Origin of the sequence: Microbispora sp. CA-135349, assembly GCF_050947365.1 — a bacterium.
Taxonomy (GTDB): Bacteria; Actinomycetota; Actinomycetes; order Streptosporangiales; family Streptosporangiaceae; genus Microbispora.
This window is the reverse complement of record NZ_CP192001.1, coordinates 555,823-576,404: the sequence shown is the minus strand read 5'-3', so window position 1 is coordinate 576,404 and position 20,582 is coordinate 555,823. Positions and strand designations below refer to the sequence as shown.

Sequence of the window (20,582 nt, the reverse complement as noted above, 5' to 3'; positions counted from 1 at the left end):
TCGCGACCGATCGTGCTCACGGCCGTGCCCGTGCGGTCAGCGACCAGATGCTCCAGGCGAACCAGCCGACCGGGATCTCGATCAGGTGGGCGAAGAACCAGAACAGCAGCACCGCCGCCGTGGCCGCCCCGGGCGCGACGCCGAAGCCGATCAACGCCAGCGCCGTCGCCGACTCGCTGATCCCCGATCCGCCGGGAGTGATGACGGCGGTGGTCAGCACCCGGTTGATCGCGAAGGCCGCGACCGCCTCGGGGATGGCGACCTCGGCACCGGTCGCGTGCAGGCATCCGATGAACAGAACGCACTGCAGCGCCATGTAGGCGACCATGCCGAGCGTGAGCCGGGGCCACCGCGTACGAGTGATCTCGATGGTGGAGTGACGCAGGTCGAGCAGGAAGTCTCGCAGGCACGGCTTTCGCCTGAGCGGCAGGAACCGGACCACCCGATCCAGGCCCCGCCCCAGCAGGTCGGCCACCCCCTCCCGGTGGAGAGCGGCCGACATCGCGGCGACGACGCCGACGAGCAACGCACCGCCGACCCCGGCGGCCGCCCCGAGCCGGCGATCCGGCATGTACCCCGCGCCGAGCAGGCAGACGAGTCCCACGGCGGGGAGCAGGAAGCGGGACAGCAGGTTCCACACGCCCGTCACGACCGTCGAGGCCACCACCGGTCGCCGCCCGAAGCCCCATCTGGTCATCATGGTGACGGTCATGGCCACGCCCACGGCCCCGCCGAACGGCAGCACGTTGCTGGCGCCGCTGCCGACGCAGTTGACCAGCAACGCCCGGCGCCTGCTCAACCCGGGCAGAGAGTCGCTCAGCACATTCGAGTACGCCCACAGCCCGGCCAGCCAGACCACGGTGAGCACCGCCATCGCGCCCCAGCCGACCCGCACCAGGCGCTCGTCGAGCTGTCCCCAGGTGACTCCGGTGATGTGCGGAAGGAACGAGATGAGCACGGCCGCCAGAGCCAGGGAGATCAGCGACATGACGACCCTGTTCCGGGGCGCGCGGCCCGTCGCCGCCTCTGCCTCCGCCTGACTGGTCTCCACGTCGATTCCCCGCCTCCGTCAACAGTGACCTGTTCACCCGCGTACGCGAGCCAAATGGAGAACAATCCAGAACATCCTCAGTTGGGCAAAACCGGCGGCAAATCGCGGTAATCCCCGAGGCGCGGCCGATTTCGAGGCGTGCCGATCACCGGAAGGGATCTCTCCCCACGGTCCGGAACCCGGCGACGGTCCTTGATCGTTCAGATGGGCGGCTGACACACCTCATTCGACCGTCGACAGGGAGAGAAACACGTGGTCTTCAAGCGGATGCTGGGCGCTCTCGGAGTGGGCGCCCCCTCGGTGGACACCGTACTGACCACTCCACGAGTCCGGCCGGGCGGCGTGCTCACGGGCGAGGTGCGACTGTCCGGCGGCGACTTCGACGCCGAGATCGAGGACATCACTCTCGGCCTGGTCGCCGGCGTGGAGATCGAGCACGGCGACGGCGAGAGCGCGGGGCTCGGCGAGTTCTCCCGCGCCCGGGTGTCCGGTCCGTTCACCCTGCGCGCGGGCGAGAGCCGGAGCATCGCCGTCCAGATCCCGGTGCCGTGGGAGACCCCGATCAGCGAGATCGACGGGCAGCACCTGACCGGCATGGCGCTCGGGGTACGCACCGAGGTGGCCATCGCCAAGGCCGTCGACAAGGGCGACCTCGACCCGATCGCCGTCGAGCCGCTCCCCTCGCAGCTCCGTGTCCTGGAGGCGTTCCTGCAGCTCGGTTTCGCCTTCAAGTCGGCCGACCTGGAGGCGGGCCATCTGCACGGCGTGCGTCAGGAGCTGCCGTTCTTCCAGGAGATCGAGTTCTACCCGCCCCCGCGGCACGCCGGTGTGGTGGGCGAGGTCGAACTCACCTTCGTGGCCGACCCCGCCGGTCTGGAGGTGATCCTGGAGGCCGACAAGCGGGCCGGCCGTCACTCCGGCGACGCCGTCGGCCGCTTCCGTGTCGATCACCAGGACGCGGTGCGGATGGACTGGCCCGGGGAGATCGACCGCTGGCTGACCCGGCTGACCCAACACGCCGCACCGTACGGCGACCACCACGGCGGCTACGGATACGGAGAACACGGCGGGTACGGGAGCCACGGGTACGGGGAGCACGGGCACGGAAGCCACGGAGGCCTCGGGTACGGAGGTCACGGGGGCCACTACGAGGGCCACCATCCCCACCATCACGGTCACCAGGAGCACCACAGCGGCCCCGGCTGGGGCGCGGTGGCCGCGGCCGGCGCCGCCGGAGTCGTCGGCGGCCTCGTGGCGGGCGAGATCATCGAAGAGATCTTCGAGGGCGACGAGGACGAGGGCGGAGACGGCGACTGGTAGAGCCCGCCCGTGCCACGGCGGCGCCACCTGGCGCCGCCGTACCGGGACGACCGATGTTCCGGCCGATGCCCCGGGCTGACCGATGCCGCGGGGTGACCGATGTTCCGGCCGATGCCCCGGAGTGGCTGGCGAGCGTCGGCGACGCACGGCTCCTCTCCCTCGGCGCCGAACGGCTGACCTCCCTGTTCACGTCCGCCAAGCCCGCCATCGGTGCCGTACGGGTACCGGTGCCGGACACTGCGGGCGCCGAGCGGGACGGCGTCCGGGCCCTGGACGTCCTCACGGCCGTCGCCGCCCGCACCCGTGCCGCGCTCGCCGAGAGCGGCACGGCCGCGGTCGTCACCGTGGGCGGCGACTGCGGGGTGGAGGCGGAGCCGGTGTCGGCCGCCCTCGAGCGACACGGCGACGGGCTCGTCGTCGTCTGGTTCGACGCCCACGGCGATCTCAACACGCCCGGCTCCTCACCGTCGCACGCCTTCCACGGCATGGTCCTGCGCACCCTGCTGGGCGAAGGGCATCCCGATCTGGTCCCGTCACGGGCTCTGCGGCCCCGGCAGGTGATCCTCGCCGGAGTCCGCGCGCTGGATCCGGCGGAGCTGGCCTACGCCACCGACGCGGGCCTCGCCTGGCACACCGTGCCCGAGCTGACGACCGACCCCGGCGTCCTGGTGTCGGCCGTCGCCGCCGCCGGGGGCACCGCCGTCTACATTCACATCGACCTCGACGTTCTCGACCCGGAGGAGTTCGGGTCGCTCAGCTACCCCGAGACCGGCGGTCTGTCCGTCGCGACACTGCGGGACGCCGTACGCGCGCTGACGACCCGCTTTCCCCTGGCGGGCCTGGGGATCACCGAGTACGCCCCCCGTCGCGACGAGGACCAGGCCGTCCTCGCCTCGCTCGTTCCGGACCTGCTCGCCGGCGCCTCCGCCGGGTAGACACGGGGACCGCCACCCCGGCATCACCACGCGCGCACCAGCACCTCAAGGCACGGCACCCCCCAGGCACAGCACCACCATCGGCAGGCGCTGGCCAGGCGCCGCACCCCTCAGGCGCCGAGCAGCGCGGAGACCGCGCCGGTCGTCGCCGGATGCCGGGCGAGCAGGGCCCGCACCTCGCCGTTCTCCGGGTTCTCCCGCCCGGCGCTCCCCCACCCGGCCGTACAGCCGAGCAGTGCTGCCACGGCGTCGCACGTGTGCGGGTGCCGGGCCAGCAGCGCGGGCACCGGCCCGCTCGGGGCGGGTGCCGCCCGGGCCTGCCGCGCCGGCGCGGCAGGCCGTTCCCAGGGCGGGGACCAGGCGTCCAGCTCGTCCAGTTTGCCGGGGAAGGTCCGGCCGGCCTCCCGGACGAGGACGGGGACCAGCTCCGGCGCGTGCCGGCGGAGTGTGATGATCAACGTCGGCAGCCACGGCAGCAGGACGGGGTCGGGCAGTCGCGCGAACGCCTTCGACAGCGCCTCGACCACGAACGGCGCGAGGCCGGGGACGGGCTCCAGCGCCTGGACGAACCCGCTGACGTAGAGCGGATACGCCGGGACGACGAGCGGGTTGGCCAGCAACTCGTCGCAGCGGGCGCGCAGCTCGTTTCTGGTCAGCAGGCCCAGCTGTGTCTGCGCCGCCCACAGCAGCGCGACCTTGGCCGGGTCCCGCGGGTGCGACTGCCGTACGGCGAGTTCGAGCTGGGCCCGGTCGCAGCCCAGCGACAGCGCCGAGCATCGCGCCGACCTGCCGTACGCCGGTGTCGTCGTCGGCGAACGCGGTGGGCAGCAGCGTGCAGTAGTGGGCGTACCCGGCGGTGACGAAGTCCTCGCACCAGGCGGGCAGCGACGGTTCGCTCGCCTGGTAGTAGGTCAGCAGCCGCCTGATCCTGCGCAGCACCTCGGGCGCGTCGTCCACGGTGCGCTCGGCGGCCAGCAGCTCGACGGCGCGGGCGCCGAGCTCGCCGGGGAGGCGGCGGCCGCCCACATAGAGGATGGCGTCCTCGACGGCCGCGAGCGCCACCCCTGCAGTGGCCTGGGGATCCCACGCCGTGCGGCGCAGCCGTTGCTCAAGCACCTGTTCGACGGTGACGCCCTCGTAGCCCAGCTCGATGATCTCCCGTTGGTGCCGGCCGAGCGCCACGTCCCAGCTCTCCTGGATCGGCCGCTCGCCGAGGCGGCGCGCTCCCATGATCGGCCGGATCGCGCCGTCGGGCAGCAGGTAGCGCAGCGTCCACAGCAGGTCGGAGCACGGCTCCAGCTCGGGATCGGCCTTGAGGTCGAGCAGCACCCGCTGCTGCGTGCGCCTGGTCAGGTCCAGGCCGAGGGGCTCCAGCCGGTCGTACACGTCGCGGGCCAGCGGGGGCAGCGCGTCGTAGCCGACCATGCCGATCTTGTCGCCGCCCAGGAGGATCTCACACAGGCGCCGAACGTCGCGGCGGCCCGGCACCGCGTCCTTCTCGATGCAGGTGACGGCCGCGTCGGCGAAGTCGTACGGCGTGGGCCTGGCCCGGCCGCGCAACCCGGCGAGCAGGATCGACGTCTCGAACACGGCGATGGCGTCGGCCGTGCTGGCCAGATAGCCGTTGCGGCGGGCCAGCCGCACGATGTCGACGCACCATCCGCGCAGTTCGTCCTCGTCCAGGCCGTCCAACGTGGGCGGGGTGGCGAGGAACCCGGAAAGCCGGTCACCCGCCGGCTCCGCCGCGACGGCCGGTGCGGCCTTGGCGGCCCGCCTGGCCCGGCCGCCCTGCTGGCCCTCCAGCCGGTACGGCGTGACGCCCCCGCGCCTGACGGCCTTGGCCCACGTGGCCGCGGCGATGGACACCGAGCCCTGGGCCAGGCCGAACTGCGCCTCGATCGCCGAGTGGCTGGAAGGGATCAGCCCGTACAGCCAGCGGGTGCCCGTGCGCGGACTGATGGCGTACGACGGCGCCTCGGACCGCAGGCCGAACTCCGCGACCGTGCTGACGGCGTGGAAGGCGCCGCACACGTACAGGCAGTCGGCCGGGTCGGCGCCCGACGCGGCGAGATGCTCGCGGATGCGCGTCCACATGTAGCGCTCACGTTCCTCGTCGACGGCCAGGCGGTCGTCCCCGCCGGGGCGCAGCCGCCGGAACAGGCTGCCGATCAGCGCCATCGCCTGACGGTAGGTGTCGTAGCCGGCGCCGGTCAGCGGCTGCTCGACGTACTGGTCCCACCACTCCGACCAGTGCCGCACCTTGCCGTGGTGCAGCAGGTGCTTTTCCAGCTCGGCGAAGCGTGGCCGCAGGTCGCCGATCTCGACGCCCACGGCGTCTCCGTGGAGCGCCTGCTCGTCGCCGTGCCCGTCTTCGGTCGCGCCGGGCTCCTGCGCGGCCGCACCGTCGCCTTCCCGCGGCAGCCACTGGAAGACGTGGTCCACCGAGCGGTCGACCAGCACGACCTCGACGCCGGGCGTGTCGAGCGCGTACGCGATGGCCTGGTATTCCGCCGACGCCTCCGTGACCGGCGCGATCACGCTGAGCGGCCCGGAGCCGGGCGGGAACCCGTCCAGCCGGGTGGCGAACGCCTGCAGCGCCACCGGCAGTTTGCAGTTGCGCAGCTCGTCGAGGAGCGGGCGCATGTCCTCGCACAGCTCCAGGTAGACGACCTTGGGCCGCTTGTCGCGCAGCCGGCGGGTCATGGCCAGGGCGGAGGCCGGCGAGTGGTGGCAGACCGGGAAGATCTCCAGCTCCTCGCGCAGCATGCGGTCGACGTCGTCGACCATGCCGGACAGGATCCCGGCCAGGGTGCGGGACGGCGGCGCGTCACCGCCGCCGGAGAAGGCCGCGGCGGCGTCGAGCAGCTGCTCGCGCAGGGCGTCGAAGGTGCTCATGACAGCGTCGAGATCGCCTGACGGCCGCCGTCGAGGAACCGCGTCCACTCGCCTCCGTCGTTCTTGCTGCGGGGTTCGACCACCCCGTGCCAGTACTTGTTGAGGATGGCCAGGTCTTCGGGGGCGCGCCTGGCCAGGGAGCCCACCAGCGCGCCGGCCAGCGTCTCGGCGCGCAGCGTGCGGTCGCCGAAGAACTGGCTGTGCAGGATGGCGTCCTCCAGCACGCCGATCTGCTCGGCGGTGGACAGGGCCGACTCCAGCTTCTCGTCCTCGCTCGTCGCCGAGGCCGCCGCGGCGCGCAGGTCGGCGAAGCTCTGCAGCAGGATGTCGAGGAGCGCGGGCGGCACGTCCAGCTCGATGCGGTGCCTGCGCAGCAGTTCGGTGGTGCGGAAGCGGACGATCTCCGCCTCGCTGGTCTTGCTCGTCACCACGGGGATCCGGACGAAGTTGAACCGCCGTTTCAGCGCCGAGGACAGGTCGTTGACGCCCCGGTCCCGGCTGTTGGCGGTGGCGATGATCGAGAACCCGGGTCTGGCGAAGACGGTGTTATCGGTGTCGAGCTCGGGGATGGAGACGTACTTCTCCGACAGGATCGAGATCAGGGCGTCCTGCACGTCGCTGGTGGCGCGGGTCAGCTCCTCGAAGCGGCCGATCATGCCCTGCTCCATCGCCGTCATGATCGGCGAGGGGATCATCGACTCGCGGGACTGGCCCTTGGCGATCACCATGGAGACGTTCCACGAATACTTGATGTGGTCCTCGGTGGTGCCCGCCGTCCCCTGCACGACCAGCGTGGAGTTGCGGCAGATGGCCGCGGAGAGCAGCTCGGCCAGCCAGCTCTTGCCGGTGCCCGGGTCACCGATCAGCAGCAGGCCGCGGTCGGAGGCGAGCGTCACGATGCTGCGCTCGACGAAGCTCCGGTCGCCGAACCACTTCTGCGGGATCTCGCGGTCCAGGCCGTCGGACCGCTCGCTGCCGAGCACGAACAGCCGGACCATCCGGGGGCTGAGCCGCCAGGAGAACGGCTTGGGGCCGTCGTCGATCGACTCCAGCCAGTCGAGCTCCTCGGCGTACTTCACCTCTGCGGGCGCGCGGAGCATCTCGTTGGTCATGTGAGGGGGTCTCCTAGGCGAGGAAGTTCTTGAGTTCGAACACGAGCTTGCGGATGTGGCCGGAGATGACCGGGGTGCCCAGGTCCTTGAGCTTCTGCCGGAACCACGGGTTGACGCTCTGCTGGCCACCGCTGTTCACCGAGCCGACCGGAATGAGCCGTACGCCGGATCGGTGCAGCGCCTCCATCCCGGCGTAGACGGCGTCGCAGTTCCATTCGTAGAAGTCGGATATCCACACGACCACCGTGTTGCGGGGGTCGGCGACCTTCGGCTGGGCGACGGCCAGGGCGGCGGTGCCGTCGGTGCCGCCGCCGAGCTGCGTGCGCAGCAGCACCTCGAACGGATCGTGCACCCACGGGGTGAGGTCGAGCGCGCGGGTGTCGTAGGCGACCAGATGCACGTCGACCTTGGGCAGCCCGGCGAAGATGGACGCCAGGATGGTGCAGTTGACCATCGCGTCGACCATGGAGCCGGACTGGTCGACCACCACGATCATCCTGGCCGGCGTCGTGCGTCTCGCGGTACGCCGGTAGTAGAGCCGGTCGACGTAGAGCCGCTGGTCCTCGGGGCTGTAATTGGTGAGGTTCTTCCAGATCGTGCGGTCGAGGTCCAGGTTGCGGAACACCCGCTTCGGCGGCACCGACCGGTCGATGGCGCCCACGCTGGCCTTCTCGACCTGTGTCCGCAGCACCTCGGCGACCTCGTCGACGAACCTGCGGATCAGCGCCTTGGCGTTGGCCAGCGCCACCCCCGACAGGTTGGCCTTGTCGCGCAGCAGCTGCTCGACCAGCGACATGCTGGGCGTGAGCCGCCTCGCCAGGGCCGGGTCGGCCAGAACCTCGCGCAGCCGCATGCGGCTGACCAGCTCGGCCTCGATACCGGCCAGCGCCTTGGCCAGGTCGTCGTCGCCGATCCTGACGCCGGCACCCGGCCCGAACCCGGCCGCGGGCCCGGACCCGTGGCCGGGCTCGGCTTCCGCTCCGGGTGCGCCGCCCGGCTCTCCCGACGTCCCTTCCGCCCCGGGCCGGGCTCCCGGCGCCACGCCGGTGCCCGTACCTGCTCCCGCACCGATTCCAGCACCGATTCCAGCACCGGGCACCGGCCCCGCGCACATCGCCCACTTGAGCCAGGCGGCGTCCTGCTGCCAGGTGGCGAGCCGGCCGGCGCTGACGTCACCCGTACCGGTGGCGAAGACGTTGAGCAGCAGCTTCGAAACCAGGGCGGCCCTGTGTACCTCACCACCGGGCACCTCACCACCGGGCACCTCACCGCCGGGCACGAGCAGGGTCTCGAACTCGGCGTGCAGTTCGGGAAAGCGCTGCACCAGAGACTCGACCGACGCGGCGGGGTCGAGCAGCCCGGCGGGCAGGCCCAGGTCCTCGACGACCGCGACACTCGCGGTCTCCAGCGCGGGCTGCTCCTCGTGGTCGAACAGCCGGGCGAGCAGTCGCCAGTAGAGCACCTGACGCCGGTTCCGGTCGGCGTCCGTCAGGCCGTCGGCCGTGACCTCAGCCGCCGGAGCGGTCGCCTGAGCCCGCGACAGCGCAGCCGCCGCGGTGGTGTCCTCGCCGGTGGCCCCAGTGGTGGCCGCGGTGGCGTCCTCGCCGGTGATCCCAGGGGTGACCGCAGGGGCGTCCCCGCCGGTGGGCGGGTGCGCGCTCGTGAAGGTGTCGTCGGTCATCGTCGCAGCAACCGCCCGGCTCGTTCACGCAGCACGGTGACCGCGTCCGCGGCACGCGCCTCGGCCTTGGCCGCCTTGGGATCGGTGGGGCCCAGCGCCCAGTCGCCGGTGGCGACCACGGTAGTCTCCCGCTTCACCTTCGCCTGCACGGCCAGCGGCTGCAATATCCAGCGGCCGCCGTCCCACCGGACCAGTCCCACACACGCCGACGAGGCCGCCACAAGCTTGGGCGTGAGCGGGCCGCAGTCGGGCAGCCGTTCGGTGTCCACCGCGATGACGGCACCGCCCAGCTCGAAGGAGCCGTCCTTGGTGACCTTGTAGCCCTCCACCAGCACGGGTTCGGCGATGCGTACCGGTGCGCGGTCGAGTGGCGGCACCGCGGGGGCGAGTGCCCCGGGCAGGACCAGCCGGGCGGTCGCGAACGGGTCGGCGGGTTTGCTCACGAGCGCGCGATCGTCGTGCCAGACGAGGTCGCCGCCGTCGAGCAGGGGCATGTCCGTGATGTCGAGGCCCCGGCGGTCGGCCAGCGCGGCCAGCAGCACCTTGTGACGCTGCGGCAGCTTCCACAGCGCGGGCCCGGCGATCGTGTCGACCTTGGCGACCGTGACGGAGGTGCGCACCAGCCTGCTCCTGCCGCCGCCGGGGGGTTCCAGGACGGCGTGCACCTGGAACTGGACGGCGGTGCCGTGCTCGTGCACGTCGACCCCGAGCACCAGCAGCCGTCCCGACACCATGGCGGTGGGCCGCGGCTCGCCGGTCAGGACACCGTCGTGCGACAGCAGCAGGGCGCGGGTCCACAGGTCGGCCCAGCGCCGCACCGGCAGGTGCTCGGCCGAACCGATCGGGCTGCAGGCGCGCAGTTCCGCGGCGAAGCCGTCGAGGAGCACCGCGAGCCTGCGCAGGGCCGGCACAGCGAGCAGGGCCTCGATGATCTGGTCGGCCGCGGAGACGAGGTCGTGGTCGACTCCGCGCCAGCCGGTGATGGCCAGCTCCCGCAGCCAGGAGCGGACGCCGCCGAGCACGTTCCCCACCGGCTGCGCGCCGTCGCCGGACGCCGAACCACCCCAGGCAGGGCCGCCGGAAGCAGGGCCGCCGGTGGCCGAACCACCGTCGGCCGGGCCGCCGGGCGCGGACGGCCATTCCGCCCGCTCCCGCCCCAGGGCCGCGTCGAAGCCGCCGAGCAGGGCGTCGTGCACGGCCCCGGACAACGCCACCCGGCCGCCCGCCAGGGCGGTCAGATGCTCCTGCGTGATCGAACCGGACACGACCGCGTCGGCGGCCTCGGCCAGCCGGTCGCCGAGAGGGCTGGACGCGAACGCCGCGGCCACCGCGTCGGCGTGCTCGTCGGCGAGCCGGGCGAGGCCGTGCACCAGGGCGTCGTCGAAGCCGTCCAGCAGCGCGAGCGCCTGCGCGGTCCCCTCGCCGACGTCACCGGAGTCGCCGGCCAGGGCGACGAGCTGTACGGCGAGCATCATCGCACCGTCCCCGTGGCCGGGAACCAGTGCAGCTCCGGGATCGGCTCAGTGGTGTCGGGCACCTCCAGGTAGGCCAGGTGGCGCAGGAACCGGCTGAACACGACCGCGGCGGGGGCGGGCTCGTGGACGCCGCCGAGGCAGTCGATCAGCTCGGCGCCCTCGGGGACCTCGGCCCGCAGGTAGCGGCACACGCGGTCGATGCCGTACTGCAGGACGGCCTCGGCGACCAGGGCGCGCAGGTGCTTGCACGGCGAGCCGTACAGGCCGCCACAGGGGCGGTTGTTGTTGGTGCTGCAGTTGTAGTTGTGGGTGCCGACGGCGACGGAGGAGACATAGACCCGGCTGATGTCCGAGCCGCTCGACACCACGCCCTGCAGCCGGCCGTCCGCCAGCTCGACGAAGGGGACCTTCGCCAGCTTGCGCGGCTGGATGGGGGGCACCACGCGCAGCCTGCTGTGTCGCGCCCACACGGTCACGCCGTCGGGGGAACGCTCTGTCATGATCCGGAACGTAGCCGAGCCGTACGACAAAACCGCCGCCCGCCGAGGGCGGCCTGTGCACGGGCACGGCATCGCCTGCCACCGCGATCAGGAATGCCGCCGTAATCAGGAAAGTCACCGACTTCGGCATTCGTCTTGACATCGATGGACACTTACAGAAAGATCCACTTGTCGATCATTGTCCCGCTCGCGATGCCGAGAGGTCGCCTTGCGGTTGCCCCGCGTGAAAGCCCAGCACCGCCCGCACCGGTACGGCGACGACCGGATCCGGATAGGCGGGTCGATCTACGGCGTGGCGGCGGAGATCAGCGATCCGGACGGCTACGCCTGGACGGCCCTGACCGCGATGGACGGCACGAGGACCCCGGACGAGGTCGCCGCCCGCCTGCGCCACGCGTTCCCCGGGCTGACCGCGGCCGAGGCGGCCGGCGTCGTCGGCCTCCTGCTGAACTCGGGATACGTGGAGGACGCCGCCGCGCCGGGGCCCGAGGAGCTCAGTCTGCGGGAGCTCGAACGCTACTCGCGCAACGCGGCGTTCTTCCGCGGCGTCGACCTCACTCCCCGGGAGCACGGCTGGGAGGCACAGGTCCGCCTCAAGCGCTCCCGCGTCCTCGTCCTCGGACTGGGCGGCACCGGCAGCCACACGGCCTGGGCGCTCGCCGCGTGCGGCGTCGGTGAGATCCATTGCGTCGACCGCGACCTGGTCGAGCTGTCCAACCTGACGCGGCAGGCCCTCTACCGGGAGGCCGACATCGGCAGGCCCAAGGTGGACGTGGCCGTCGCCCGGCTCGCCGAGGTCAACTCCTCCGTTCGCATCACCGGGGAGATCCGGGCGATCGAGTGCGAGGAGGACATGCTCGGCCTCGTACGCGGGTTCGACGCGGTGGCGATGTGCGCCGACGAGCCGGCCGGCCGGGGCGGCATCCGCGTCTGGGCCAACCGGGCCTGCCTGGCGGAGAGGATCCCGTGGGCGCTCGGCGGTTACAACGGCCCGCTGGTGAGCGTGGGGGCGTTCACTCCGGACGGCCCGTGCTACGAGTGCCTGACCGCGGGCATCGACGCCTCCCTCGCACCGGGGATCCCCGTCGACCTCGGCGGGCCGGGCGTCATCGCGCCCTCCGCGGGGGTGTCGGGTCACCTGACCGCCCAGGCGGTCATCGCGTTCCTGACCGGGATTCCCGCGCCCTCGGGCAGCTACGTCACCGGAGTCAACCTCATCGCCCCCGACCAGCACGTTTACACGCGTCATCCGGCGGCGCCCGGCTGCCCCGCCTGCACGCCGGACGCGCTCCGCGCCGAAACCCTCGGCAGCGTCGCCGGGTGACCGCCACGAGGAGAGAGGCAGCCATGGACGTCACCGAGCCCGCGCCGCGGGAGGAATGCCCGGCCGCCGGACAGCCCGCCGTCGCGGGGATATCGATCCGGCTGCTGGACAAGACCGAGGTCGCGCACGCGTACTGCGGCATCTCCAACAGTTGACGGAATGTCAGGCGAGCGGGAGGCCGGCCGCGCGTTCTGACGCGGGGCGCGGGCCGCGGATGCGCCGGTCGCTCTCCTCGATCGGCACGTCGTTGATGCTCGCCTCCCTGCGGCTCATCAGGCCGTCGGCGGTGAACTCCCACAACTCGTTGCCGTAGCTGCGCCACCATCGTCCTTCGGCGTCGTGCCACTCGTACTGGAACCGTACGGCGATGCGGTCGCCGCCGAAGGTCCACAGGTCCTTGCGCAGGGCGTAGTCCCGCTCGTGCTCCCACTTGCGGCGCAGGAAGGCGACGATCTCCTCCCGTCCGGTCAGGAACTCCGAGCGGTTGCGCCACACCGAGTCCTCCGTGTACGCGAGCGCGACGCGTTCGGGATCTCTGGTGTTCCAGGCGTCCTCCGCGGCCTGCACCTTCTGCCTGGCGGTCTCCTCGGTGAACGGCGGAAACGGTGGTCGCCGGCTCATCGTGCTCCCCCTTCCGGACAGGAGAACGCCCGTTGCCGAGCGGCTCCCCCAGTGCCGCGCCTCCACGGACGCGCTGGTGGAGACGTACCCGGATCAACGCGACCGGTAGCGGAACCGGTCCTCAACCGAATAGCCCGGACAGCCGCTTCACGCGCCCCCGTCGGCGGGGCGGGGAGAAGTCGCCTCCGGCGTCCTGTTCATCTCGCTTCGCACCTGCTGGGGCAGCAGGATCCGGGACGTGCGCGGAACGAGGTCCGGCACGGCCCGTGGGAGGCTGATGGTGAAGGTCGCACCGGCCCCCGGCCGCCCGTCCACGTCGATCGTGCCGCCGTGCGCGTCCATCACCTCGCTCACGAGAGCCAGGCCGATGCCGAGACCTCCGGTGTGCGGCCTGCCGACATGTCTGGCGAGCAGGCGCTCGCCGTCACGCGGGTCCAGCCCCACGCCGTCGTCCCGCACGCTGAGCTGGACCACATCGGGACCCGAATAGACGGTCATCCAGATGTGCCCGCCCGGGGAGGTGTGGCGGAGCGCGTTGTCCAGAAGCGCGGAGATCACCCGGCGCAGCGCGGACTGCGCCCCGCGCACGACGTGATCACCCGGCCCCCTGCGCAGGTCGATCGTCACTCCGCGCTGCCCGGCGCGGGCCGCCTCGGCGCCGGCCGACTCCTCGGCCAGCGCGCCCAGGTCCACGGGCCCGGACGGCTGACGGTCCTGCCTGAGCTGGGTCGACAGCAACAGGTCCTCGATCACCTCACCCAGCTGGCCGATGCCGGTGACCAGCCGGTCGACGTCGCCCGCGACGAGACGGGGATCGGGCTCCCGCTTCAGGCGCCGCGCGGCGAGCTGCGCACGGACGTGCAGACGGGTGAGCGGGGAGCGCAGTTCGTGGCTGACGTCGGCGGTGAACCGGCGCTGCCGGTCGAGGGCCTCGCCCAGCGGAGCGATCGCCCGGCGGGCGAGGATCTGGCCGATCAGCAGCGCCGCCAGCAGGGCCGCGATCTCGGCGGCGCCGAGCACGCGCAGCAGCCGCTGCCGCTCGGTCATGGGGAAGTACAGGTCCATCACCGCCTGCAGGGGCACGTCGCCGCGCCGCTGCGTGCGGACCAGGTACATACTGCCGCCGATCTCCACGACATCGACCCGGGTGCGGCCGTCGGCGGCCACCCGGTCGAGGGTCTCGCGCACCGGCAGGCCTTCCGGCGCCCCCGGGGATGTGCGCACGGTGTTCGCCCGCAGTTCGAACAGCCAGACGCAGGGCGGCGGGTGATCCATCGGTGCCGACTGCGCGGCCACGGCCAGGTCCCGCCGGGCGGTGGCGTCCTGCTGGTCGACGACGACGCCGTAAACCAGGGCGCCCAGCAGGGCGATCGCCAGCGAGAACGCCGCCGCCACCTGTGCGGTGATCCGGCGGCGGGCCCGTGTCAGCAGGCGCCGCTCCGGGTCGAAGGACCGTGATCTCGTCACAGCTCACCCAGGCGATACCCCACGCCCCGTACGGTGCGCACGACGCCGGACCCGAGTTTGTTGCGCAGATAGTAGACGTAGGTGTCCACGATCGACTCGGTCGTCGCGCTGTCGAAGACCCGCTGCCGCAGCGAGGTGCGCGTGTGCACCTGCCGGGGCCGGGCCGCCAGCGCGTGGAGCAGCCGGCACTCCTGGCCGGACAGCGTCACCTGTTCGCCGGACGGCATCCGTACGGTGCAGGACGCGGAGTCGAGCCAGCCGCCGCCGAGCGGCAGCAGCGCGGCCTGGTCCAGGTTCCTGCGGTGCAGGGCCCGCACCCTGGCCAGCAGTTCGTCGATCTCGAACGGCTTGACCAGATAGTCCTCGGCGCCCGCGTCGAGTCCGGTGACACGGTCGGCGAGGGCGCCGAAGGCGGTGAGCATCAGCACCGGCACGGTGACCGCCTGGCGGCGCAGCCGTCTCAGCAGATCGAGCCCGTCGACCACGGGAAGCCCGCGGTCGATGACCATCGCGTCGTAGTCGCGGCTCAGCCCCAGGTGCAGGCCCCGCTGGCCCTCCAGCGCCAGGTCGACCGTGTATCCCTGCTCGGTGAACACGTCGACCAGCATGTCGCCCAGCTCGCGGTCGTCCTCAACGAGCAGCAGGCGACGGGAGCGCGGTTCGGATGTCCCCGGTATCCGTGCCACCGCACAACCGTGGCACTTGTATCAGGAAATATCCAGACTTCGGCCACGCTCCCGGCGCCTCGCCCCAGCACTCTGCGATTTTCCGGAGCTACTGCCTGAAACTAGATGAAATTACAACTAAACCGGTTTCTCACACCGTCACGCGCGCCTGCCCGGCCGTGCTCTCCGCCGCGCTCGCTCTCTCAAGGCGCTCCGGCAACGCCAGTTTGTACAACGGTAGGGCTCCCGCGGTCGTGAGCACGGCCACGAGGACGAGCATCGCGAAGACCTCCTGCGTGATCATGCCCTGCGCCAGGCCGATGTTGATGAAGATGAGGATCATCAGCCCCCGGGCGTTCATCATCGCGCCCACCGCCCACGACTCGCGCCAGCCGAAGCCCAGCGCCCTCGTCGGCAGCGCGCAGCCGAAGTACTTACCGCAGAAGGCCACGGCCAGGATCACCGCGAACGCCAGGAGCGCGGGGCCGCCGGCGATGCCCGCGAGGTGCGTGTTCAGCCCCGAGAACGCGAAGAAGACGGGGAGCAGCAGGGTCGAGACGACGTCCATCATCCGGCTGTGCAGCGCGGCGCGGAACGCCGGATCGCGCGGCATGGCCAGCCCGGCGACGAAGCCGCCGAACACCGAGTAGACGCCGATCAGGTCGGTGAACCAGCCGGCGGCGAGCGGCACCAGAATGATCACGTACACGGCACCGCCGCCGAGTTGCCCGGTGGCCGCGACGCGGCGGCCGAGGGGACGCAGCAGCGGGGCCACCACCCCGAGCATCACCGCCGCGAACACCGCCGCCAGGGCGATGGTGCGCAGCGTGTCGCCGGCGCCGCCGCCCAGATGTACCGCCGACAGCGCCGCGAGCAGGCACCACGCCACGGCGTCGTCGATGGAGGCGGCCAGCAGGGTCAGCCTGCCCACGCGGGTGTTCTGCAGCCGGCGCTCGTAAAGGATCCTGGCGAGCATGGGGAACGCGGTCAGCGACAGCGCTCCTCCCAGGAACAGGGCGAACTCCCACCGGCCGACGTCCGGACGGGAGAGGCTGTCCCACAGGACGAGGCCGACGGCGCCGCCGAGGAGCATCGGAGTGCCGATCCCCGACACCGCCAGCACGCTCGCCTTGCGGAACTCGCCCGGTGACCGGGCGTCGTGGTCCATCCCGGCCCCGACCAGGAACATGTACAACGTCAGGCCGAGCGTGCTGATCACGTACAGGACCGGCCTGACCTCGGTGGGGAACAGCGCCGCCTCGGCGCCGGGGAACAGCGCGCCGAGCAGCGTCGGCCCGAGCAGGACGCCGGCGATCATCTCGCCGACCACGCGCGGCTGCATCACGAGATTGGCCAACCGGCCGCACACCGCGGCGGTCAGCAGGATGACGGCCAGGGCCGGCATCACTTTGAGGGTCAGTTCCAGGTTGGCGTCGGCAGCGGGAGCCGCGGCCAGGGGAAGGGCCGGAACGAGCATGACGGAGCTCCTCCGATCGTGGTCGGATCTGACACCGGCAGGCGCCGGTCACTCATGAGCCCGCGGGGCGGGCGTCGCCGGAGAAGTGGCGCTCGCACAGCCGCAACCGGCGCGCGTCCCAGACCATGTACGTGCCGAGGACGAGCTGCACGAGGCTGCGCCACAGGTCCTCCCAGCCGTCCCAGAACCGCATGAACAGCAGCGTCAGGCGGTGTCCTGGCCCGCGCCGCGCCCGCAGGGGGGTGAGGAGGCATGGTCCCCGGTTGGGCAGGGACCGGCTGTGGGAGGCGGTGGAGTCGAGCCGGTACGCACGGAGGATCTCCCGCACCGCGACCCGCATGGCGAGCGGAGCGAGCCGCCACGCCGGGCAGGGGCGGTTCGCCGGCATGCCGAACGGGACGTGGTTGAGCTCCCTGATCGGGGCGTGACCGGGGGCGAAGCGCCCGGGGTCGAAACGCCCGGGATCGGGGAAGCCCGCGCGGTGGAACGCGGGGTAGTCGAAGCACAGCACCGAACCGGCCGGGATCGTGACCCCCTCTCCGACGGGGATGTCGCCGGTGGCGACGCGGTGTGCGATGCCGAAGAGCGGGTAGAGCCGCAGCGTCTCGGAGATCACCTGGTCCAGGTAGCGGTCGTCGCCGTCACGCGCCCCGGCCTGTACGTCCGGATGCTGTGCCAGTGCCATCAGCACGTGCGCCATGGCCTCCGACATCTGCACGACGGCGGTGTTGAAGAAGGCGCCCTGGAGATACAGCGCCTGCTCCCTGGCCGTCAGGCCCGCCGGGAGCTCCTCCCGGACCCGGGGCAGCGACTCCACGAGATACTCGGTCAGCCGGTCACGCCGGTCCATGTGCCGCAGGCCGCAGCACTTCAGGGCCGTCACGACGTCGTCCGCGTTGCCGACGATCAGGTCCCGGGCGTGCGACGGGCAGGGTTCGCCGAACACGAGCTCGTAGGAGAACTCGGCCCACACCGGCATCATCAGGTCGCGCAGCCGGACCGTCCCCCGCCTGCCTTCCATCGCGCGGGCGACGCAGCGGCGGGTGAGCTCCTCCACCCGTGCCCGCGGCACGGACAGGACGCGGCGGGTGGCGAGGGCGACGGCGTCGTACCGCTCCCCGGCCTCCAGATGCTCCTGGTGCATCTCGGGTCCCGGCGACAGCCAATACCAGAACAGGTCGGACAGGGCGGCGCCCCTGCTGCGGCCGGAGGCCGCCGGATGGGAGTAGACCTCCCTGAACCGATCCACGCCCACCAGTTCGCCGGGCACGGTAATGCTCTCGTCGCCGTTGATCCTCGTGAACACCCAGCCGCGCACCGCGACGACACGCCCGGGGAGCCACCGGGGCAGGCTGATCACGACGATCGCCGCGACCACCCACACCGCCGTCAGCATCGCCGCACCAGATCCGGTCCGAGCTCGCACACCGAGGCGACGCCGCACAGGGTGAGCGCGTGCTCGACCTCGTCCCGCAGCAGCCCGAGCACCCGGCAGACGCCGCGCTCGCCGTCCGCCGCCAGGCCCCAGATCACCGGGCGGCCCAGCGCGACCGCGGACGCGCCCAGCGCCATCGCCTTGACCACGTCGGTGCCGCGCCGGATCCCTCCGTCCACCAGCACCGGTACGGCCCCGCCGACGGCGGCCACGATCCCGGGCAGCAGATCGACGGCGGCCGGGACCGTGTCGAGCTGCCGCCCTCCGTGGTTGGAGACGTACAGCGCCGACACGCCGTGATCCAGGGCGAGGCGCGCGTCGGCCGGATGGGTCACGCCCTTGAGCACGATCGGCAGCCTCGTCATCCGCCTCAGCAGGCCGACGTGCTCCCAGGAGATCTCCGGCGACATGACGATCGGCCGCACCTGCCCGGGGCCGCCGTCGCGCAGGTTCTCGCAGCGCATGCCCTCCGGCAGGTCGTCGAAGCCGTTGCGCGCGTCCCGGTCACGGCGTCCCCGGGCGGGCGAGTCGACGGTGACGACCAGGGCCGCGCATCCGGCCGCCTCGGCCCGCCGGACGATGGCCTCGGTGAAGGCCATGTCCGGCTGGACGTAGAGCTGGAACCACAGGGTGGCGCCCGGCGCGGCCGCCGCGACGTCCTCGACGGCGACGGTGGCGGCCATGCTCACGATCATGACGGTGCCCGCGGCGGCCGCCGCGCGGGCGGTGGCCTTCTCGCCCTCGGGATCGGCCAGCCGGTGGAACGCGGTCGGCGCCACCAGCACCGGCATGGACACCGGCCTGCCGAGCAGGGTGACCCCGATCCGCGGGCTCCCCGTGCCGCGCAACACGCGCGGCAGCAGCCCGAGCCGGGCGAACGCCGCCTCGTTGGCCCGCACGGTGATCTCCTCGCCGGCCCCGCCGGCGAAGTAGTCGTAGTGGGCGGGGTCCAGGCGGTCCCGGGCCGCCGCCTCGAACTCCCGGATGGTCGGGCGCACGGTCGTCACACCGAGACCGGCAGGCTGTGGTGGGCGAAGAAGTCCCTGAGCGGCCGGACGTGCACCTGCTCGGACGTCCAGTCGTTCTCCAGGTTCTCGGTGACGTGGTGGACGGCCTCCACCACGCCGCCCCGGTAACGGCGTACGACCGGGTGGAGGTAGTGGCCCTCGTGGGCGCGGGCCGCGTCACTCTGCCGGATCCGCCCGACCGAGACGTCGAAGGGATCCACCTCGTCGTGGCCGGGGCCGTACTCCAAAGTGATCGCGAAGTGGCCGTCGTCGCCGATCGGCGGGCCCTGCAGGTCGACCGGCAACTCCTCCAGATAGCGCGCGCCGCCGCGCCCGTCGGGGACGATGACGTCGGCCAGCACCCCGAACTGCTGCCACAGCGCCGAGCTGCGGTTGACCCGCTCGATCACGGCCGCGGCGAGCGCGTCCGGATCGCCGGGCAGGTCGCGGCCGGGCCAGTCGACGCCGTGATACCGGTGCTCCAGGGCGCGGTGCAGGGCGCGTACGCCGTAGCGGAAACCGTGGATGAACCCGTTGGTGCCGCGCTTGAAGTCGCGCGACTGGGTGATCGTCCCGGCGAAGTGGAGATCGGGCACGTTGACCGACTCGAACGCCGGGGTCAGCGCCGGGAACCTGTCCCCGATCGTCAGCTCGGGACGGCACTCGGGAGAGAAGATGGAGGCGTCGAACCGGAATCCGGTGCAGACGAGCACCCGGTCGTACGGGATGTCCTTGGTGACCTCGTCGGCCCGGACGAAGGCCACCGTCACCACGTACGAGCCGTCGGCCCGGCGCTCGATGCGCCTGACGTCGCCGTCGAGCACGGCGTTCTGCAACTTGAGCTGGTAGGTGTCGAGGAAGTTGTTGTTGAACGCGCGCAGGTGCCCGACGAAGTGGGTCCGCCAGGCCAGCTTGACCGAGTGCGGGCCGGCCACGTGGATGACCGCGGCGGTCTCGATGAGGTTGTCGGCGGTCTCGAAGGCCGAGTTGGCCTTGCCGATGACGAGCACCCGCTTGCCCGTGTAGTCCGCGGGGTCGATGGAGTGGGTGCTGTACTGCTCTGCGGTCTCGATGCCGGGGATGTCCGGGACGTTGGGCCGGGTGACCCCCGTCGCGACGATCACCCGCCGTGCCCGGTACGTCCGGCCGTACTCGTCGGTCAGCAGGAACGGGCCCCCGGCGTCCGGGCGCGCGACCTCGGCGATCCGTGCGTCGTACGTGACGTGCAGGCCCAGGACGGCGGCGTAGTCCTCCAGATAGCGGACGAAGTCGTCGGCGGCGGGGAAGTAGCGGTCGCTGTAGCGGGTGAACAGGAGATCGGGGTTGTCCGACAGCAGCGAATTCCAGTCCATCCGGAGGTTGAGCTCCGGATCGTCCCATCCGGTGTGCTTCTTGTTGATGGAGATGAGCTTCCTGTGGCGGGGAAAGGTCCGGAAGAACGCGCCGGGTTCGGGCGCCGCCTCCAGGATCCGGTAGCTCCGCCCCGTCCGGTGCAGGAAGTGGCCCATCTGCAGGCCTGCCGGTCCGGCGCCGATCACCAGGTAGTCCAGAGTGTTGTCCGGCACTGACGCCTCCCTCACTGGGGTGGTTGAAGTTTCACCAGTGTTGGCCGGGAAT

17 protein-coding genes are annotated in these 20,582 nt (G+C 72.0%); 4 read left to right on the top strand and 13 right to left on the bottom strand.

Annotated elements, in window-relative coordinates; genetic code table 11:
* Positions 1 to 16: 16 nt before the first annotated feature.
* Positions 17 to 1,051, bottom strand: a complete 1,035-nt coding sequence (locus ACQPZZ_RS02810; protein ID WP_432928643.1) for a lysylphosphatidylglycerol synthase transmembrane domain-containing protein — start codon at positions 1,049 to 1,051, stop codon at positions 17 to 19.
* A gap of 252 nt (positions 1,052 to 1,303) precedes the next feature.
* On the opposite strand from ACQPZZ_RS02810, the gene ACQPZZ_RS02805 reads away from it, so the two are divergent.
* Positions 1,304 to 2,371, top strand: a complete 1,068-nt coding sequence (locus tag ACQPZZ_RS02805; protein WP_432928641.1) for a sporulation protein — start codon at positions 1,304 to 1,306, stop codon at positions 2,369 to 2,371.
* 92 nt (positions 2,372 to 2,463) lie between these two features.
* Complete coding sequence (locus ACQPZZ_RS02800; protein WP_432928639.1) at positions 2,464 to 3,306, top strand: arginase family protein; 843 nt, start codon at positions 2,464 to 2,466, stop codon at positions 3,304 to 3,306.
* A 45-nt stretch (positions 3,307 to 3,351) separates the two neighbouring features.
* On the opposite strand, the gene ACQPZZ_RS02795 is transcribed toward ACQPZZ_RS02800, so the two are convergent.
* Genes ACQPZZ_RS02795 through ACQPZZ_RS02775 form a run of 5 tightly spaced genes read right to left on the bottom strand, consistent with a single transcriptional unit; the run spans position 3,352 to position 10,969 of the window.
* Positions 3,352 to 6,201: a hypothetical protein gene (locus tag ACQPZZ_RS02795; protein ID WP_432928637.1), complete on the bottom strand. Its 2,850-nt coding sequence runs from the start codon at positions 6,199 to 6,201 to the stop codon at positions 3,352 to 3,354.
* Entirely contained in the window at positions 6,198 to 7,313 is a 1,116-nt protein-coding gene (locus ACQPZZ_RS02790) for an ATP-binding protein (RefSeq protein ID WP_432928635.1), read from the bottom strand. Before ACQPZZ_RS02790 ends, ACQPZZ_RS02795 begins: the two co-directional genes overlap by 4 nt.
* A 13-nt stretch (positions 7,314 to 7,326) precedes the next feature.
* Positions 7,327 to 8,994, bottom strand: coding sequence for a VWA domain-containing protein (locus tag ACQPZZ_RS02785; protein WP_432928633.1), 1,668 nt, complete (start codon positions 8,992 to 8,994; stop codon positions 7,327 to 7,329).
* Entirely contained in the window at positions 8,991 to 10,469 is a 1,479-nt protein-coding gene (locus ACQPZZ_RS02780) for a hypothetical protein (protein WP_432928632.1), read from the bottom strand. Before ACQPZZ_RS02780 ends, ACQPZZ_RS02785 begins: the two co-directional genes overlap by 4 nt.
* Entirely contained in the window at positions 10,466 to 10,969 is a 504-nt protein-coding gene (locus tag ACQPZZ_RS02775; protein ID WP_432928630.1) for a hypothetical protein, read from the bottom strand. The genes ACQPZZ_RS02780 and ACQPZZ_RS02775 overlap by 4 nt, the downstream gene beginning before the upstream one ends.
* Before the next feature lie 223 nt (positions 10,970 to 11,192).
* Here ACQPZZ_RS02775 and ACQPZZ_RS02770 point away from each other — a divergent pair, with 223 nt between their 5' ends.
* Together ACQPZZ_RS02770 and ACQPZZ_RS02765 are read left to right on the top strand one after the other, a co-directional pair.
* The gene (locus ACQPZZ_RS02770) at positions 11,193 to 12,293 is read left to right on the top strand and encodes a HesA/MoeB/ThiF family protein (protein ID WP_432928628.1); all 1,101 of its coding nucleotides are present in this window, start codon (positions 11,193 to 11,195) and stop codon (positions 12,291 to 12,293) included.
* A 23-nt stretch (positions 12,294 to 12,316) separates the two neighbouring features.
* The gene (locus ACQPZZ_RS02765; protein ID WP_363634973.1) at positions 12,317 to 12,448 is read left to right on the top strand and encodes a hypothetical protein; all 132 of its coding nucleotides are present in this window, start codon (positions 12,317 to 12,319) and stop codon (positions 12,446 to 12,448) included.
* Between the two features lie 7 nt (positions 12,449 to 12,455).
* Here ACQPZZ_RS02765 and ACQPZZ_RS02760 read toward each other — a convergent pair whose 3' ends face one another.
* From ACQPZZ_RS02760 to ACQPZZ_RS02730, 7 genes are all read right to left on the bottom strand, one after another.
* Positions 12,456 to 12,914, bottom strand: a complete 459-nt coding sequence (locus ACQPZZ_RS02760) for a nuclear transport factor 2 family protein (protein ID WP_432928626.1) — start codon at positions 12,912 to 12,914, stop codon at positions 12,456 to 12,458.
* A gap of 147 nt (positions 12,915 to 13,061) precedes the next feature.
* Positions 13,062 to 14,381: a sensor histidine kinase gene (locus ACQPZZ_RS02755; RefSeq protein WP_432928624.1), complete on the bottom strand. Its 1,320-nt coding sequence runs from the start codon at positions 14,379 to 14,381 to the stop codon at positions 13,062 to 13,064.
* A complete protein-coding gene (locus ACQPZZ_RS02750; RefSeq protein ID WP_432928622.1) occupies positions 14,378 to 15,067 on the bottom strand; it encodes a response regulator transcription factor in 690 nt (229 codons plus the stop codon). The genes ACQPZZ_RS02755 and ACQPZZ_RS02750 overlap by 4 nt, the downstream gene beginning before the upstream one ends.
* Before the next feature lie 130 nt (positions 15,068 to 15,197).
* On the bottom strand, positions 15,198 to 16,523 hold the full coding sequence (locus tag ACQPZZ_RS02745; protein ID WP_432928620.1) for a cation:proton antiporter domain-containing protein: 1,326 nt from the start codon (positions 16,521 to 16,523) through the stop codon (positions 15,198 to 15,200).
* Between the two features lie 52 nt (positions 16,524 to 16,575).
* Positions 16,576 to 17,919, bottom strand: coding sequence for a cytochrome P450 (locus ACQPZZ_RS02740; RefSeq protein ID WP_432928618.1), 1,344 nt, complete (start codon positions 17,917 to 17,919; stop codon positions 16,576 to 16,578).
* Positions 17,913 to 18,956, bottom strand: a complete 1,044-nt coding sequence (locus tag ACQPZZ_RS02735) for an alpha-hydroxy acid oxidase (RefSeq protein ID WP_432928616.1) — start codon at positions 18,954 to 18,956, stop codon at positions 17,913 to 17,915. The genes ACQPZZ_RS02740 and ACQPZZ_RS02735 overlap by 7 nt, the downstream gene beginning before the upstream one ends.
* 5 nt (positions 18,957 to 18,961) lie before the next feature.
* Positions 18,962 to 20,530, bottom strand: a complete 1,569-nt coding sequence (locus ACQPZZ_RS02730) for an NAD(P)-binding domain-containing protein (RefSeq protein WP_432928614.1) — start codon at positions 20,528 to 20,530, stop codon at positions 18,962 to 18,964.
* Between the last annotated feature and the right edge of the window lie 52 nt (positions 20,531 to 20,582).